Below are 16,657 nucleotides of genomic sequence, written 5' to 3'. Positions count from 1 at the left end.
GCTACCAAGCGGAGCAAAATCCCTCTGTTGACGATAGGAAACATTTCGTGCAAACGTTTTGCCACGGTTTTGTCACGGGCCGGGCGGGCCCATTCGAGCCGCCCGGCGACGAATGCGGCACAAAAAGCGCGCCGCGCCCGCTTATTTCACCCCAACCTCCAGGAATTGCGTCGGCCCGAACGGATCGATCTTGAAGCCCGTCACGTTCTTGCTGATCGGCTGATAGACGGTCGAATGCGCGATCGGCGTGAACGGCACCTGGTCCTTGAAGATCTCCTGCGCCTGGGTATAGGCCTTGGTGCGATCGGCCATGTTGGTGGTGCTGCGGCCCTGCTTGATCAGATCGTCGTAAGGCTTGTAGCACCACTTCGAGAAGTTGCTGCCGTTGACCGCGTCGCAGCCGAGCAACACGCCGAGCCAGTTGTCAGGGTCGCCGTAGTCACCCGTCCAGCCGATCAGCATCGCCTGATGCTCGCCGGCGTGCGCGCGGCGAATGTACTCGCCCCACTCGTAAGTGGCGATGTTGACCTTGACGCCGATCTTCGCCCAGTCCGCCTGCAGCATTTCGGCCATCAGGCGTGCATTCGGGTTATACGGGCGCTGTACCGGCATCGCCCATAGCGTCAGCTCGAAGCCGTCGGGGTAGCCCGCCTGCTTCAGGAGCGCTTTCGCTTTGTCGACGTCGTAGGGCGCGTCCTTCAGGTTCTTGTCGTAACCCCATTGCGTCGGCGGCATCGGGTTCGTCGCGAGTTGGCCCGCGCCCTGGTAGACCGCTTCGATGATCGCCTTCTTGTTGACCGACATGTCGAGCGCGCGGCGCACGAGCACGTTGTCGAGCGGCTTTTTGGTCGTGTTGTACGCGATATAGCCGAGGTTGAAGCCCACTTCGCTCGGCATCGCGAGCGACGCATCGGCCTTCACGGTGGGGATGTCGGCCGGGCGCGGATAGGACATCACCTGGCATTCGCCGCGCTTGAGCTTTTGCAGGCGCACGGCCGGATCGACCGTGATCGCGAAGATCAGCTTGCCGACCTTCGCGACGCCCGGCTTCCAGTAGTCGGGATTGCCGTCGAAGCGGATCGTGTCGTCCTTCGTATAGCTGCGGAAGATGAACGGACCGGTGCCGACCGGGTACTGGTTGATGTCGGACGCCTTGCCCCCCTTCAGCAGCTGATCCGTGTATTCAGCCGACAGGATCGACGCGAACGGCATCGCGATCTGCTGCAGGAACGGCGCGTCGACTTCCTTCAGCGTGAAGCGCACCGTGTACGGATCGACCTTCTCGATTTTGGCGATGTTCTTCGCGAGACCGAGGTCGTTGAAATACGGGAAATTGACTGGATACGCCTTGCGGAACGGGTTCTCGGGATCGAACATGCGCTCGTAGGTGAACACGACGTCGTCCGCGTTGAATTCGCGGGTCGGCTTGAAGTACGACGTGGTCTGGAATTTGACGCCGTGGCGCAGATGGAACGTATAGGTGAGGCCGTCGGGCGACACGTCCCACTTTTCGGCGAGTCCTGGCTCGATGTCCGTGCTGCCGTGCGCAAATTCGACGAGCCGGTTATAGACCGTGTACGAGCCGGCGCTGAATTCGACGCTGGTCGTGTATTGCGCGGTATCGAAACCCGCCGGGCTGCCTTCGGAGCAGAAAATCAGCGTCTTGTCGGGCAGCGTGGCCGCCTGCGACGCGGCGGGCACGAGGCCGCTCGTGGCGACCGCGAGCGCGGCGAGAGCCGGCAGGCAGAACGGGTGAAGCGCGAACAGTCGGTGTGCCGCAGTCTTTCTTGTCACTGTCATATCGTCCTCCGCACAGCAGCCGGGTTGGCTGCGTCTCGATGATAGACAGCCCAAAAATGAGCTTCAACAGGGACTTACCACGCTATTTGGGACAAATTCGCGACCCACGCCAGACTGGCGGGGACCGCGCGGCCGTTGCAGCCGCGCGGGCATCGCAATTACACGGCGAGCCGTTCGCAGATCGCCTTGGTCGACGCGGCCGCGTTCAGCGTATAGAAGTGCAGACCCGGCACTTTCGCGTCGAGGAGCCGTTGACACAGAGCCGTCACCACGTCGAGCCCGAACGCGCGGATCGACTCGCGGTCGTCGCCGAAGCTCTCTAGCCGGCGCGCGATCCAGCGCGGCACTTCGGCGCCGCACATTTCGGAGAAACGCATCAGCTGCGAGAAGTTCGTGATCGGCATGATGCCGGGCACGATCGGCACGTCGACGCCGATCTGGCGCGCATCGTCGACGAAACGGAAGTACGCGTCCGCGTTGAAGAAGTACTGCGTGATCGCCGAGTTCGCGCCGGCTTTCACCTTGCGCGCGAAGTTTTCGAGATCGTGACGCGGCGAGCGCGACTGCGGATGGTATTCCGGATAACCCGCCACCTCGATCCAGAACCAGTCGCCGAACTCGGCACGGATGAAGCTGACGAGCTCCGACGCATAGCGCAGCTCGCCGACCGCGCCCATGCCCGAGGGCAGATCGCCGCGCAGCGCGACGATATGGCGGATGCCGTACGCGCGGTACTCGCCCAGGATCGCGCGCAGGCTTTCCTTCGACGAGCCGATGCACGACAGATGCGGCGCCGCCTCGAGCCCTTCCTTCGCCATGTCGACGACTGTATCGAGCGTGCCTTGCTGGGTCGAGCCGCCGGCGCCGAACGTGACGGACACGAACTTCGGTTTGAGCGACACGAGTTCCGCGCGCGTCGCGCGCAGTTTGTCGATGCCTTCCTGCGTTTTCGGCGGGAAGAATTCGAATGAGAGTTCGATCGGATTCATAGTCAAAAAGTCAACCGAGACTGCGGTTGCCGAAAATGAGCGCGGACAGTAGCCACGACACGATGCTGTACAGGATCGAGCCGAAGAACGCCGACCAGAAGCCCGACACCTCGAAGCCCTTCAGCAGCGACGCGCACAGCCAGAAGCACAGCGCATTGACGACCAGAATGAAGAGTCCGAGCGTGAGGATCGTGACGGGCAGCGTCAGCAGGATCAGCAGCGGCCGCAGCAGCGTATTGATGAGGCCGAGCACGATCGCGACGATCAGCGCGGTACCGAAACTACGGATATGGATCGACGGAACGATGTAGGTGATGATCAGCAGCGCGAGCGCGTTGATGAGCCAGGTCAGCAGCACGGTCATGTAGAACTCCTTGTAAGCACCTGTGCGGAGAAGATGTCCAGCAAACGGAAAGCGGCGCTGGCGAACAAAGCGGCGCATTGCGCGCCGCCCCGAGATCGGACCGTCAAGCTTTTACCGCCGCCCGCGTGGCCGGGCGCGCGAACGCGCGCATCGAGCCGCGGACGGCCGCGTGCTTAATAGCGATAGTGGTTCGGCTTGAACGGACCGTTCTTGTCGACGCCGATGTAGCCGGCCTGCGCGTCGGACAGCACGGTCAGGTTCACGCCGATGCGCGCCAGATGCAGACGCGCGACCTTCTCGTCGAGATGCTTCGGCAGCACGTACACCTTGTTTTCGTACTTCGCGCCCTGCGTGAACAGTTCGATCTGCGCGAGCGTCTGGTTCGTGAACGAGTTCGACATCACGAACGACGGATGACCCGTCGCGCAGCCCAAATTCACGAGACGGCCTTCGGCCAGCAGGATCACGCGCTTGCCGTCAGGGAAAATGATGTGGTCGACTTGCGGCTTGATGTTTTCCCACTGGTACTGACGGGTCGACGCGACGTCGATTTCCGAGTCGAAGTGGCCGATGTTGCAGACGATCGCGTTATGACGCATCGCCTTCATGTGATCGTGGTTGATCACGTGGTAGTTGCCGGTCGCGGTCACGAAGATGTCGGCCTTGTCGGCCGCGTATTCCATCGTCACGACGCGGTAGCCTTCCATCGCCGCTTGCAGCGCGCAGATCGGATCGATTTCGGTGACCCACACGGTCGCGCCCAGACCGCGCAGCGATTGCGCGCAGCCCTTGCCCACGTCGCCGTAACCGGCCACGACCGCGATCTTGCCCGCGATCATCACGTCGGTCGCGCGCTTGATGCCGTCGACGAGCGACTCGCGGCAGCCATACAGGTTGTCGAACTTCGACTTCGTGACCGAGTCGTTGACGTTGATGGCCGGGAACGGCAGGCGGCCTTCCTTCTCCATCTGGTACAGACGGTGCACGCCGGTGGTGGTTTCTTCGGTGACGCCCTTGATTGCCGCGAGGCGCTTCGAGTACCACGTCGGGTCGATCTCGAGGTGCGCGGCGATCGACTTGTACAGCGCGACTTCTTCCTCGTTGGTCGGCTTGGCGATCACCGAGCGGTCTTTTTCGGCCTTCGAACCGAGGATCAGCAGCAGCGTCGCGTCGCCGCCGTCGTCGAGGATCATGTTGGCGAACTCGCCGTTCGGCCATTCGAAAATGCGGTGCGAGAACTCCCAGTATTCATCGAGCGATTCGCCCTTGAACGCGAACACCGGCGTGCCGGCCTGCGCGATCGCGGCGGCGGCATGGTCCTGAGTCGAGAAGATGTTGCACGAGGCCCAGCGTACGTCCGCGCCGAGCGCGGTCAGCGTCTCGATCAGCACGCCGGTCTGGATCGTCATGTGCAGCGAGCCGGCGACGCGCGCGCCCTTCAGCGGCTGCTGCGCCTTGTACTCGTCACGGGTCTGCATGAGGCCGGGCATTTCGGTCTCGGCGATCGTGAGTTCCTTGCGGCCCCAAGCGGCGAGCGACATGTCGGCGACAACGTAATCCTGCTTCTGGGAATCGATGACTGCGGCGTTCATCACGCCCTCCTTTCTAAGAAATTGACTAGAAATGTGACGTGAGCGCGGTTTGAGGCAGCGTTTGGATTCGCGCGATGCGCATTCCATGCTGCCAATTGAAGCCTTCGAGCCTGGCGGGCGGCCGGCGAATGCGGATTCGCGGTACCCGTCGCAACGCTCCTCGAAGACGAACGGCGATTGTAGCAAATCGAGATGACTTCGGCGCGCGCCGGATGGTGCGGCAGCGCGCTGGTTCAGATTGGCAGCAGCCCCAGTATCGGTGCGAGCAGTACCATGGCGACGCCGGCGATCATCATGGTCAGGCTGGACACTACGCCCTCCTCGCTGCCGAGCTCGCGTGCCTTCGCGGTGCCGACGCCGTGCGCGGCCGCACCGAACAGCGCGCCGCGCGCGAGCCGCGTACGCAGCGGCACGATCGCGAGCACGATTTCGCCGAACAGCATGCCGCAGACGCCGGTCGCGATCACGAACAGCGCGGTCAGGTCCTTCGGCGCGTGAATCCTGTCGGACACCGCGAGCGCGAATGGCGTCGACACCGAACGCGTCATCAGGCTGCGCTGCAAGTCCGGCGACAGGTGCAGCAGCTTCGCGAGCATCAGCGAGCCGCCGACGCCGACCAGAATGCCCACCGTCACGCCGACGGACAGCGAGATCCAGTGGCGCTTCAACAGTGCGCGGTACTCGTAGATCGGCACGGCGAACGCGACCGTCGCGGGGCCGAGCAGCCACATCAGCCAGCGCGTGTCCTCGAAGTAAAGCGAATACGGAATGTGCGCGAGTACGACGATCGCGACGAGCGCGGCCGGCACCGTCAGCATCGGCGTGAGCCACGGCGAGCGCACGCGCGCATACAGCGCCTTCGACGCGAAGTACAGCGCGATCGTCAGCACGAGGCAGCCGGCCGCGATCAGGCGCGAGGCGTCGTCGGCCAACAGCGAAGCGAACGGGAGCGGGTTCATCGGCGCTCGCGCGACAGACTGCCTGCCTTACGCGCAACCCGCACGCGGCGCAGCGCGAAACGCCGTTCGACGCGCGCGGCCTGATCGACAGCGAACGCCACCGCGACCATCACCATCAGGGTGCCGGCGATCACCACCAGCGCGAGGCGCCAGCCGTCCGCGCGGAACAGGCCGCCGTATTGCACGGCGGCCACCGCCGCCGGAATGAAGAACAGCAGCATGTCGGACAGCAGCCAGTCCGCGCCGGCCTTGACCCAGCGCGGCGCGATACCGCCACAGAACAGCAGCGCGAGCAACACGACGAGGCCGACCACGCCGCCCGGCACCGGCAGATGCAGCCGCCGCACGATGAAGTCGGCGCCAATCCACAGCGCCGCGATCGTGGCGCTTTGCACGGCGATGCGTGCGACACGGCCGAAGCCACCCGCGTCCCCACTTGAGCCGTCACCGGCGGGATGCACGGAACGGGCGAAAACTGGCGCGGACATGGCATTCCCTGGCTGGCGTGGAAGGCACTTAGTATGGGGCCGGCCGTGCTATAAACAAAATGACTTACAATCATCGAAATCATTCCAAACTGGAATTCTGGAGACCACGCCCATGGAACTCCGCGCGCTGCGCTATTTCGTCGAAGTGGTCCGTCAGCAAAGCTTCACCGTCGCCGCTGAGCAGATGTTCGTCACGCAGCCGACCATCAGCAAGATGGTCAAGTCGCTGGAAGACGAAATCGGCTCGCCGCTGCTGCTGCGCGACGGCCGCCAGATGGTTCTCACCGACGTGGGCCGGATCGTCTATCAGCGCGGCCAGGACGTGCTCGCCGCGCACGCGCAACTGCAGGCCGAGCTGAACGATCTCGACACGCTCGGGCGCGGTGAACTGGCAATCGGCATTCCGCCGATGGGCGGTGCGCTCTTCACACCCGCGATCGCCGCGTTCCGCCAGCGCTATCCGAAGATCGAGCTGAAGCTGTTCGAGCAGGGCTCGCGCGCGATCGAAGCCGCGCTGATGAACGGTGAACTGGAACTGGGCGGTGTGCTGCAGCCGGTCGACCCCGACAACATCGACGTGCTGCCGATGTCGCGCGAGCTGTTGTGGCTCGTCGCGCGCGCCGGCTCGCGCTGGGATGCGTTGAACGAGGTGCCGCTCGCCCAACTCGCCGATGAGCCGTTCGTGTTTTACGGCGAAAGCCTCGCGCTGAACGACGTCGTGCTGAACGCGTGCCGCGCGGCGGGATTTGCGCCCGCGATCGTCGGACGCAGCGGGCATTGGGACTTCATGGCGGCGCTGGTGCTGGCTGGCGTCGGCATCGCCCTGCTGCCCGCGCCCTATTGCCGGCGGCTCGATCCCGCGCAGTTCACGTGCCGCCCGGTCATCGAACCGGAGATCCCGTGGGAAATGGCGATCGGCTGGCGCCGCAACGGCTATCTGTCGCACGCGGCGCGCGCGTGGCTCGACGTCGCGCGCGAAACGCTGCCGACACACGTCAGCGACGATTTCATCCTCGGACCGGGGATCGGCTTTAACGGAATCGCAGCGCCGCAAGGAGCTCCGGCACCCTCAGGCGAGTGACGGGCGGCGGCCAGCCGCGTTACGCCGCTCGCGTTTGCCGACCTCCTTGCAAACGGCGATCAAACCGCCTGCGCGGGCATGTCACCTGAGTTCGGGGGCGTCACCGTCGCCGACCTCCCCGCTCCGTCTCGCCGGCTCGTCGCGATCAACTCCGCCGCCCGTTCGCCGATCATCACCGTCGGCGAATTGGTGTTGCCGCCGATCAGGGTCGGCATGACCGACGCATCGACGATCCTCAACCCCGTCACGCCGCGCACGCGCAATTGCGGATCGACGACCGAGCGCGCGTCGCCGCCCATCCGGCAGGTCGCGACCGGGTGATAGATCGTGTCCGCGCGCTCGGCGATCGTCTGGCGCAGCTCCGCATCCGATTGCCCTGGCCGCGTGTACAACTCCTCGCCGCCGTGCAGCGCGAGCGACGGCGCGCCGAGAATGCGCCGCGCCATCTTCGCGCCCTCGACGAGCAGATCGAGATCGTGCGCATCGCTCAGAAAGCGCGGATCGATCAGCGGCGCGACACGCGCATCGGCGCTTGCGAGCGTCACGGTGCCGCGGCTATGCGGACGCAGCACACATACATGCAGCGAATAGCCGTGGCCCCAGTGCATATGGCGGTTGTGATCGTCGACGATCGCCGCGCAGAAATGCAGTTGCAGATCGGGCCGCGCGAGCGTCGGCCGGCTCTTCAGAAAACCGCCCGCCTCGGCGACGTTGCTCGACAGCATGCCGCGCCCGTGTCGCATGAAGGTCACGAATTGCGGCAGCATCCGCGCGATGCCGCGCACCGAGAAACCGGTGGGCTCGATCGACCTCACGCGCTTGTTGATCGTGAAATCGATGTGATCGATCAGGTTCTGGCCGACCTCGGGCGCATCGTGAAGCACGTCGATGCCGAGCGAGCGCAGATGCGCGGCCGGCCCGATGCCCGAGCACATCAACAGTTGCGGCGAGTTGAACGCCCCAGCGGCGAGCACGACCTCGGCGCGCGCCGCGAGCGTTTCGGCGCGGCCGCCGCGCACGATTTCGACGCCGCTCGCGCGCTTGCCGTCGAACACGACGCGCAGCACGGTCGCGTCGGCCATCGTGTGCAGATTCGCGCGCGGCCGGTCGTAGATGTACGCGCGCGCGACGCTGCAACGGCGCCCGTCACGTTGTGTGACCTGATAGAAGCCGATGCCTTCCTGATCCGCGCCGTTGAAGTCGTCGTTCGCTTTGTAGCCCGCTTCGAGCGCGGCCTGCACGAAGCGCCTGGAAAACGGATTCCTGAAGCGCAGATCGGACACGGTCAGCGGACCGGCCTCGCCATGCCACGCATCGGCGCCGCGCTCGTTGTCTTCGGCGCGGCGAAAATACGGCAGCACCTCGGCCCACGACCAGCCGTCGCAGCCGAGCCGCGCCCACTCGTCGTAATCGAGCGGATGGCCGCGCGTGTAGATCATCGCGTTGATCGCGCTCGATCCGCCGAAACCGCGTCCGCGCGGCTGATAGCCCTGGCGACCGGCGAGCCCCGGCTGCGGCGTGGTCAGGTAGCCGTAGTTGGTCTTCAGTCTATTCGGCACCACGGCCGCGACGCCGACCGGCATGTTCACCAACAGATTGCGCTCGGTATGCGGCCCGGCCTCGATCAGCGCGATGGTCGCGTCGGGACAGCTATCCGCGAGACGGCTCGCGAGCGTGCAGCCGCCCGAGCCCGCACCGACGATGATGTAGTCGTATTGCATGCGCTCCTCCTGATGGGCCGCGTTGCTCGCGGACCCCGTCTCGTGCACACTTGTCTACGTGTGTTTTCTGCGCATTGTAGGGAGCGTATTGGGGCTGCGGCGGCTCCCTGACAGAACGATTCCTCTAAACGCCGGCGGCAACGCGCCCCTATGATGAAAGGCGCGCACGGCCCGCGCGCGGCTTCCAAACATGGCGCGACGCGCGTCCTCCTTCCGGCATGCGGCATCACGCGCGGCGCTCGAACAGATGCGTCGAAGCGCATCGCGGATGCCGTCGACAAAGCGGCGCACAATAGCGAAAGCACGGAGACAGCAGATGGAACGGCACGGCTTCGGCCAGACTCACGAGGTGACGAATCAGGCACCGCCGCTCGCGGACTACAACCTGTTCGCGAGCGACGCCGCTTTGAGCGCGGCCGTCGATCGCGACGGCGCGAGCTGGCATCGCGAGGTGCTGCTGCGACACGGCGCGACGCTGACGACGCCCGACACGCTCGCGCTCGCGGAGCTCGCCAACCACCATACGCCGGAGCTGGTCACGCATAGTCCGCGCGGCGAGCGCATCGACGCGCTCGAGTTCCATCCCGCGTGGCATGAACTGCTCGCGCTGCTGCGCCGCGAAGGGCTACACGCGCTTCCGTTCGCCGAGCCGCGAAGCGGCGCGATGGCCGCACGCTGCGCCGGCTACTTCATGCATGCGCAGATCGAATCCGGCTCGCTGTGCCCACTGACGATGACATTCGCGAGCATTCCGGTGTTGCGGCGCGAATCCACGTTGTTCGATACGCTGCGCGATCAGTTGTACACACGCGAGCACGATCCGCGCGACGTGCCGCTCACGCAAAAGCGCTCGGCGATGATCGGCATGGGCATGACCGAGAAACAGGGCGGCTCCGACGTGCGCAGCAACCGGACGCGCGCCGATGCGTTCGACGGTGCCGGCGGACGCGGCGGCGCCTACCGGCTCGTCGGTCATAAATGGTTCTTCTCGGCGCCGCAGTGCGACGCGCATCTGGTGCTCGCGCGCACCGACACGCACGAGGGACTGTCGTGCTTTTTCGTGCCGCGCTTCGCGCCGGACGGCAGCAAGAACGCGGTGCAGATCCAGCGTCTGAAGGACAAGCTCGGCAATCGCTCCAACGCAAGCAGCGAAGTCGAATTTCTCGACGCGTACGGTGTGATGATCGGCGACGAAGGACGCGGCGTGCCGACCATCATCGAAATGGCGAGCTACACGCGGCTCGACTGCGTGATCGGCAGCGCCGCGCTGATGCGTGCCGCGCTCGTGCAGGCGGTCCATCATGCGCGGCATCGCAGCGCGTTCGGCCGGCACCTTGCCGAGCAGCCGCTGATGCGCAACGTGCTCGCCGATCTCGCGCTCGAATCCGAAGCGGCTACGGTGCTGTTCATGCGTCTCGCGCGCGCGTTCGAGGAATCCGCCGACGCGTCGTCGGCTTCATCGGCCGAACGCGCCTGGCGGCGCATCGTTACGCCTGCCGCGAAGTACTGGGTCTGCAAGCGCGCGCTCGAATTCACCGGCGAGGCGATGGAAGTCTGGGGCGGCAACGGCTACGTCGAAACCGGGCCGATGGCGCGCTTCTATCGCGAGGCGCCGGTCAACTCGATCTGGGAAGGCTCGGGCAACGTGATGTGCCTCGACGTGCTGCGCGCGATGGAGCGCGAGCCGCAGGCCGCGCAAGCGCTGTTCGCCGCCTGGCAGGACGTCGCGCGCGCGCATCCGGCGTTGGGCGCGGCGCTCGCGCGTCTCGACGCGACGCTGAACGGACCGGCCGAACCGCGCGAGGCGTCGGCGCGACGTATCGCGCAGCAGATCGTGCTGATCGCGCAGGCGACGCTGCTCGCGCAGCACGCGCCCGTCGAGGTCGCCGACACGTTCATCGCGACGCGTCTCGCCGACGGCTGCGGCGAAAGCGGCCGCGTGTTCGGCACGCTGCCGGCCACGTTCGATCACGCGGCGATCGTCGAGCGCGCCTTTCCCGCGTAAACGCGGCGGGCACGCAAACCCCGAGCGCACCGCTCGCAACTCCGACTCAACCTCAAGCCAATAAGCGCGCTCGACGCGCACGGTCATCCGTCTGGGAGTGGACTCACATGAAGAACGATCTGCCGGAGGTCGCCGCGCTCGAAGCACTGTTGCGCGATCAACGTCATGCGTATCTGCGCGCGCCCTATCCGTCGTGGGACACGCGCGCGACGCATCTGCGTGCGCTGCGCAAGCTGATGCTCGACAATCGCGACGCGCTCGCCGACGCGATGCACGCGGACTTCGGCAATCGCGCGAAGGAAGAAGTGCTGCTCGCCGAATTCCTGCTCGTGAAGGAAGAGATCGACGCCGCGCTGCGTCACGGCAAGCGCTGGATGAAAGCGCAGCGCCGCCGCACCAACAAGTGGCTGCTGCCGGCGCGCGCGAAGGTGGTGCCGCAGCCGCTCGGCGTGGTCGGCATCATCGTGCCGTGGAATTATCCGGTGCTGCTCGCGGTCGGCCCGTTGATCAGCGCGCTGACGGCCGGCAATCGCGCGATCATCAAGATGTCCGAGCTGACGCCGCGCACGTCGGCGCTATTCGAGCTGCTGATCGGTCAGACGTTCGCGCGCACTCACGTCGCGGTCGTCAACGGCGATGCGGCGCTCGCGGCCGCGTTCAGCGCGCTGCCATTCGATCATCTGCTGTTCACCGGCTCGACGAAGGTCGGTCACGAAGTGATGCGCGCGGCGGCCGAGCATCTGACGCCGGTCACGCTCGAACTCGGCGGCAAGTCGCCGGCGCTGATCGGCGCGCATGCGCGTTTCGACAACGCGGTCGACAATCTGATCGCCGGCAAGACGCTGAACGCGGGGCAGACCTGTGTGGCGCCCGACTACGTGCTGGTGCCGCGCGGCAAGGAGCAGGCGTTCATCGAACGGGCGCGCGTGCGGATGGCGAGGATGTATCCAGACTTCGCGCAGAACCCGGATTACACGTCGATCATTTCTTCGCGGCACTTCGAGCGGCTCGAACGTCTCGCCCACGAGGCGCGGACTGCGGGCGCGCAATTGCATGCGCTGACCAACGCGACGCCCGATGCCGGGAGCCGGCGCTTTCCGCTGATCGCCGTGACTGGCGCGCCGGACGAATGCGCGCTGATGCAGGAGGAGATTTTCGGGCCGCTGTTGCCGCTCGTGCCGTACGACACGCTCGACGACGCGATCGCGTGGATCAATGCGCGGCCGCGGCCGCTGGCGCTTTATCTCTATGCCGACGATGCGCAGACGGTTGAGCGTGTCACGCATGAAACGATCGCCGGCGGCATGGCGGTTAACGAGACGCTGATGCATCTGGCATGTGAGAGTTTGCCGTTCGGCGGGGTCGGGGCGAGTGGGATGGGGGCGTACCACGGGTACGAGGGGTTCGTTACTTTTTCCAAGATGAAGCCCGTGCTCATGCAGGCGCGGTTGAATGCGCGTGGGTTGATTTCGCCACCGTACGGTAGACGCGTGAACGCGGTGTTGAAGTTGATGATGAGATTCTGATTTAGCCCCTGGGCGGGGTGGGGCCTTTTTTGTCTTTGTTCGTTGCGGTGTTGGCCTTTCCTTGCTGACTTATCGGTCTATTAGCGTTGCCCCTGTGCGGGGCGGCACCTACTTTCTTTGCTGCTGCAAAGAAAGTAGGCAAAGAAGACAGCTAAAACCGCCAGCCCATAAGCGGGTCCCCTGGCTTGGAAGGGGTAGTGGTGCATCTGGAATCCGGGCCGCCGCACATTCCGCCGTTCGTGACAAAGCCGTCATCCCTCCCACTCCGCACTACGTGCGTCGCGGACGGGCCTGCCAGGGAAACCAATGGTTTGGCCCGCGCAGCGGGGGCCCTCGGCTGCGCCTCGGCGATGCGCCGAAACAACCAGTGGTTTTTGAACGGGGTTTCGGCGCGCGTAGCGCCGCCGGAAGAATGACGGCCTTGTCACTACCGCGGAATGTGCGGGAGCACGGATTCCAGATGCACCACTACCTCATGCGGACCGAGGGACCCGCTTAAGAGTTGGCGGTTTGAGCTGTCTTCTTTGCCTACTTTCTTTGCAGCAGCAAAGAAAGTAGGTGCCGCCCCGCACAGGGGCAACGCTAATAGACCGATAAGTCAGCAAGGAAAGGCCAACAAAGCCAGAACACCGGAAAAAGCCCCGCCCCGCACAGGGGCAACGCTAATAGACCGACAAGACAACAAGGAAAGGCCAACAAAGCCAGAACAACGGAAAAAGCCCCGCCCCGCACAGGGGCGACGCTAATAGACCGACAAGACAACAAGGAAAGGCCAACAAAGCCAGAACAACGACAAAAAAGCCCCGCCCTGCCAAAGGGCAAACACACACCTTCAGTGATCCGCAGTACTAGCGCCGCCAGGCACATCAGTAGCAACAACATCAACCACATCCGGCGCGCCAGCGCCATTGCCCGGCTCAGCATCAGCCCCACTCTCGAGCCGATGCAACCAGGCCAGCAACTCGGCGACAGCCTGATAAAGCTGCGGTGGAATCCGCGCATCCAGATCGACTTGCATCAGCAGCGACACCATCTCGGGCGCCTCATGCACATACAGCCCAGCCTCCTTCGCGCGCTGCACGATCATCTCAGCGAGCAGCCCATACCCCTTGGCGACCACACGCGGGGCGGGCTCGCCGCCATGAGCGTCATAAACAAGCGCAGCCGCGCTGCGACGATGGGTGCGGCTCATCAGATATCCCAATTGAAGTCGTCGCGCGATGCGGCGCCCGACGCCGACGCCGACGCCGACGCCGTCGACGTGGCCACAGCCGCCGACGCCGACCGTGCATACGCGCCCGCGGCCTGCGCACCCGCCGCCGAGGTGCCCGCCGCGGTAGTACCAGGCACACCGCCGCCGATCTCCCGAATCGTCAATCCCTGCAGATCGAGCCCCGCCGCCGCGAGCCGCTGACGGAAACCGTCCCCCTGCATCGCGAGCCGCGCGGCGCCCCGCGGGCTCGCCTGCACGCGCGCGGTCAGCCGCGTGCCGGTCAGCGTCAGTTCGGCATCGACGGTGCCGAGCGTCGGCAGCGACAGCGTCAGGCGCGTGCGCCACGGCTGGTCGTCCTCGCTTGCGAGGCCGCCGCCGCTGCGGTCCCATTCGTCGCCATCCTGCTCGATCGTCCAGTCCAGACGCGCGCCGGGCCACGCCTCGCCGGTCCAGCGGAACTGTCCGGTCGCAAGCAGATCGAGCTGCTGGCGCACGAGCGGCACCGTCGCCGGATGCACCGCCGCCGTCATTGCCTGCGCGCTCTGCGACGAGCCGGCATCGGCCGCCTGAGACACCGCGCTGTGCAGCCCCGCGTGTGTGGACTGGCCATTCAGGTCGGACACCGAGCTGGCCAGCAACTCGCCCGCGACGAGTCGCGCGGCCTGCGCGGTCAGGATCGACGACATCGCGTGCATGGCAGGGTTGTTCTCGGCAACGTTCGGCGTGCCGCGTGGCGTTGCCTCGGGGGCTCCGTTCGCCGCAGCGGACCGCGCGCTCGCGTCGCCAGCGTCGGCGCTCCAGTCGGGAGGCAATTGAGAATCTGCGACGAGCTGGTTCTGCGCCTCGTTCGCCAGTTGGGCCGGCGAACGCTGGCCGACCAGCCACGCCGCGAGATGCGCCTCGTAGAACAGGCCGCTGTCGGCGACCGTCTGTTGCAGCGCGGCCGCGAGCGCCGCGACCGGCACTTCGGTCGCCGCCACGCTCGCGGTGGCGGCCGCGGTTGCGCTGGCGGCAACGTTGGGATTGGTGTTGGTGTTGGCAGCAGCGGCGGAATCGCCGGCAGCGAAATTGACTGTCGCGGCGCCCGCCGCATCGGTCAGCTGCAAGCTTTCGATGGCGACGTCGAGCGCCGGCGCGGCCGCCCAGATCGGCGCGCGGCCGAGCACCGCCGGTGTGGCCTCGCCGCCTGAGTGCGCAATTGCATTCAGCGTCAGCGCGATGGCCGACAGCGCCGTTTGCGCGGACGACTGGGGCGCGGGCGTCACGTTCGCAGGCGCCGCGGGAACCGCGGTATCGACGCCGGCCGCGCCGGTCTGCGAGGTGGTCGCGGTTCCCGGCGCGATGCTGAGCAGGCTGTCGATCCGGCTCGACAGCACCGAAGCGAGGGCCGAATCGATTCCGTTCATGCCGGTTCCTTGGTCGCATCGGCGGCGACGCGCGCGATGCTCTGATTGCTCCGATCCTTCAGACGCGTGCGGCGTGGCGCCAGCTCACGCGCGCGCCCGCTCGCGCTCAGCGCGCCCCGTACAACTCCTTCAGCACGCGCGTCGACCGGCCGGCGAACAGCGCCGACAGATGCGCCATACCCGGATTCGCGAGGTCGCGGATCGCGGCGTCGTCGGCGAGGATCTGGCGGATCAGCGCGTACTTGCGCAGGCGTTCGGCCTCGTCGAGCTTGACGCCCACGTCGGCTTCGCGCAGCGCTTCGACCAGCTGCCGATACTCTTCCTGCAAGTGCGCCAGGTCGTTCCACAGTGCACGATGGGCCGCCATCAGCATGCGGCAGGACAGCGCGGCAATCGCCTCGTAGCGGGCAAAATATTCTGCGTTCGATGTCATCTCAGGCTTTCCGCGGCTGGCTGTGCTGCCATCCGCGCGATCTCCGGGGCTATCCCGATCCATGCCTCTTCGAGCGTCGCGAGCAGACGGTCCACCTCCACGAGCATCGCCTCGCTCTGATTGATATTGGCCTGCAACAGTCGACGCGCCATATAGTCGTACAAAGCATTGAGCCGTTCGGCGATTTCGCCGCCCACCTCGAGGTTGAGCGACGTCTGCAGCCCGCTTTCGATGATCCGGATCGCCTTGCTGATCGCCATGCCACGCTCGGCCACGTTGCCCTGCTGCAAATGCATGCGGCTTTGCGCGATCGCCTGGCGTGCGCCCTGGTACAGCAACACGATCAGACGATGCGGACTTGCGCCCATCACGGATGTCTCGATACCGACACGCGCATACGCGTTGGCTCCAGCGTGCCCTTGGGAAAACATCGGCGCTCCTCCTCTGATACTGGCTGCGGTTAAGTCGTGGCGTGGCCGCGCGGCGCGTTGACGCGCTGGTCGCTGACCTGTAATTGGGTTATCGGATGCGCGACGACAAAGCTTTAGTCCGGCGTAAGGAGGATCGAAAGCGCCGCTGGGCGGGCACGGGAAACACGGCACGAAGCTGCCGGCGCAAGCGCCGGCAGCGGCGTTCCGGATCGTCGGACGGGACTCGTGTGGACCTTCATTCAGTCTTTCAGGCAGACCTGCGCGATCCCGCTCAGATCGACAACTGCGCGATGTCGTTGTACGCGGCGACCAGCTTGTTGCGCACCTGCAGGCCGAACTGGAAACCGACGTTGGCCTTCTGCATGTCGACCATCACGTCGTTCAGCGACACGTTCGACGCACCGAGCTCGAACGCCTGCGACTCGCCGATCGCCTTCTGCTGGTCGCCGCTGACCTTGTCGAGCGAGGCCTTCAGCGCCGCCGCGAAGTTGGTGGGCGTCGCGGCGCCGGATTGCTCCGCCGCCGGGGTCGCGTCGCCGGCCGCCTGCGCCGCCATCGCCTGCATCTGTTGCAGCGCCGACGATAGCGCGTTCACGGGCATGGTCATGTTTTCTCCGTTGGATGTGCGATCGGACCGCCGGACGGTGTA

The 16,657-nt window shown here is 65.6% G+C and carries 15 protein-coding genes and 1 riboswitch; of the genes, 3 read left to right on the top strand and 12 right to left on the bottom strand.

Going from position 1 to position 16,657, the window contains the following annotated elements:
• Positions 1–141: 141 nt before the first annotated feature.
• From OKW28_RS41425 to OKW28_RS41400, 6 genes are all read right to left on the bottom strand, one after another.
• On the bottom strand, positions 142–1,800 hold the full coding sequence (locus OKW28_RS41425) for an ABC transporter substrate-binding protein (RefSeq protein WP_429454014.1): 1,659 nt from the start codon (positions 1,798–1,800) through the stop codon (positions 142–144).
• 158 nt (positions 1,801–1,958) lie between these two features.
• Entirely contained in the window at positions 1,959–2,789 is an 831-nt protein-coding gene (metF, locus tag OKW28_RS41420) for a methylenetetrahydrofolate reductase [NAD(P)H] (RefSeq protein ID WP_429454012.1), read from the bottom strand.
• Positions 2,790–2,799: 10 nt separating this feature from the next.
• Positions 2,800–3,153, bottom strand: coding sequence for a phage holin family protein (locus OKW28_RS41415; RefSeq protein ID WP_090805530.1), 354 nt, complete (start codon positions 3,151–3,153; stop codon positions 2,800–2,802).
• Between the two features lie 173 nt (positions 3,154–3,326).
• The gene (gene ahcY, locus OKW28_RS41410) at positions 3,327–4,745 is read right to left on the bottom strand and encodes an adenosylhomocysteinase (protein ID WP_429454010.1); all 1,419 of its coding nucleotides are present in this window, start codon (positions 4,743–4,745) and stop codon (positions 3,327–3,329) included.
• Between the two features lie 33 nt (positions 4,746–4,778).
• A riboswitch (S-adenosyl-L-homocysteine riboswitch) is annotated at positions 4,779–4,913 on the bottom strand.
• A 65-nt stretch (positions 4,914–4,978) separates the two neighbouring features.
• Entirely contained in the window at positions 4,979–5,704 is a 726-nt protein-coding gene (locus OKW28_RS41405) for an LrgB family protein (protein ID WP_429454008.1), read from the bottom strand.
• Positions 5,701–6,192 carry a CidA/LrgA family protein gene (locus OKW28_RS41400; RefSeq protein ID WP_429454006.1) on the bottom strand — a complete coding sequence of 164 codons (492 nt, stop codon included), beginning with the start codon at positions 6,190–6,192 and terminating at the stop codon, positions 5,701–5,703. Before OKW28_RS41400 ends, OKW28_RS41405 begins: the two co-directional genes overlap by 4 nt.
• Before the next feature lie 112 nt (positions 6,193–6,304).
• Here OKW28_RS41400 and OKW28_RS41395 point away from each other — a divergent pair, with 112 nt between their 5' ends.
• Positions 6,305–7,273, top strand: coding sequence for a LysR substrate-binding domain-containing protein (locus tag OKW28_RS41395; protein WP_429454004.1), 969 nt, complete (start codon positions 6,305–6,307; stop codon positions 7,271–7,273).
• A gap of 59 nt (positions 7,274–7,332) precedes the next feature.
• On the opposite strand, the gene OKW28_RS41390 is transcribed toward OKW28_RS41395, so the two are convergent.
• Positions 7,333–8,994 carry a GMC family oxidoreductase gene (locus OKW28_RS41390; protein WP_429454002.1) on the bottom strand — a complete coding sequence of 554 codons (1,662 nt, stop codon included), beginning with the start codon at positions 8,992–8,994 and terminating at the stop codon, positions 7,333–7,335.
• Between the two features lie 316 nt (positions 8,995–9,310).
• On the opposite strand from OKW28_RS41390, the gene OKW28_RS41385 reads away from it, so the two are divergent.
• The gene (locus OKW28_RS41385) at positions 9,311–10,999 is read left to right on the top strand and encodes an isovaleryl-CoA dehydrogenase (RefSeq protein WP_429454000.1); all 1,689 of its coding nucleotides are present in this window, start codon (positions 9,311–9,313) and stop codon (positions 10,997–10,999) included.
• A 107-nt stretch (positions 11,000–11,106) separates the two neighbouring features.
• The gene (locus tag OKW28_RS41380; protein WP_429453998.1) at positions 11,107–12,525 is read left to right on the top strand and encodes a coniferyl aldehyde dehydrogenase; all 1,419 of its coding nucleotides are present in this window, start codon (positions 11,107–11,109) and stop codon (positions 12,523–12,525) included.
• Between the two features lie 832 nt (positions 12,526–13,357).
• Here OKW28_RS41380 and OKW28_RS41375 read toward each other — a convergent pair.
• The 5 genes from OKW28_RS41375 to fliE all read right to left on the bottom strand — a co-directional run bounded on the left by OKW28_RS41375 (position 13,358) and on the right by fliE (position 16,615).
• On the bottom strand, positions 13,358–13,717 hold the full coding sequence (locus OKW28_RS41375; protein WP_429453996.1) for an EscU/YscU/HrcU family type III secretion system export apparatus switch protein: 360 nt from the start codon (positions 13,715–13,717) through the stop codon (positions 13,358–13,360).
• Positions 13,717–15,144 (bottom strand): flagellar hook-length control protein FliK, encoded by a 1,428-nt coding sequence (locus OKW28_RS41370; protein WP_429453994.1) that lies wholly within the window; start codon positions 15,142–15,144, stop codon positions 13,717–13,719. The genes OKW28_RS41375 and OKW28_RS41370 overlap by 1 nt, the downstream gene beginning before the upstream one ends.
• Before the next feature lie 106 nt (positions 15,145–15,250).
• Entirely contained in the window at positions 15,251–15,577 is a 327-nt protein-coding gene (locus OKW28_RS41365; RefSeq protein ID WP_429453992.1) for a flagellar protein FliT, read from the bottom strand.
• Positions 15,574–16,008 carry a flagellar export chaperone FliS gene (fliS, locus tag OKW28_RS41360; protein WP_429453990.1) on the bottom strand — a complete coding sequence of 145 codons (435 nt, stop codon included), beginning with the start codon at positions 16,006–16,008 and terminating at the stop codon, positions 15,574–15,576. Before fliS ends, OKW28_RS41365 begins: the two co-directional genes overlap by 4 nt.
• Before the next feature lie 271 nt (positions 16,009–16,279).
• The gene (gene fliE, locus OKW28_RS41355; protein WP_429453988.1) at positions 16,280–16,615 is read right to left on the bottom strand and encodes a flagellar hook-basal body complex protein FliE; all 336 of its coding nucleotides are present in this window, start codon (positions 16,613–16,615) and stop codon (positions 16,280–16,282) included.
• Positions 16,616–16,657: the final 42 nt, after the last annotated feature.

The sequence above is a fragment of the Paraburkholderia sp. 40 genome (assembly GCF_050434105.1).
Taxonomy (GTDB): Bacteria; Pseudomonadota; Gammaproteobacteria; order Burkholderiales; family Burkholderiaceae; genus Paraburkholderia; species Paraburkholderia tuberum.
Note: the sequence above shows the minus strand (reverse complement) of the source record. Positions and strands in the feature narration are given on the sequence as shown.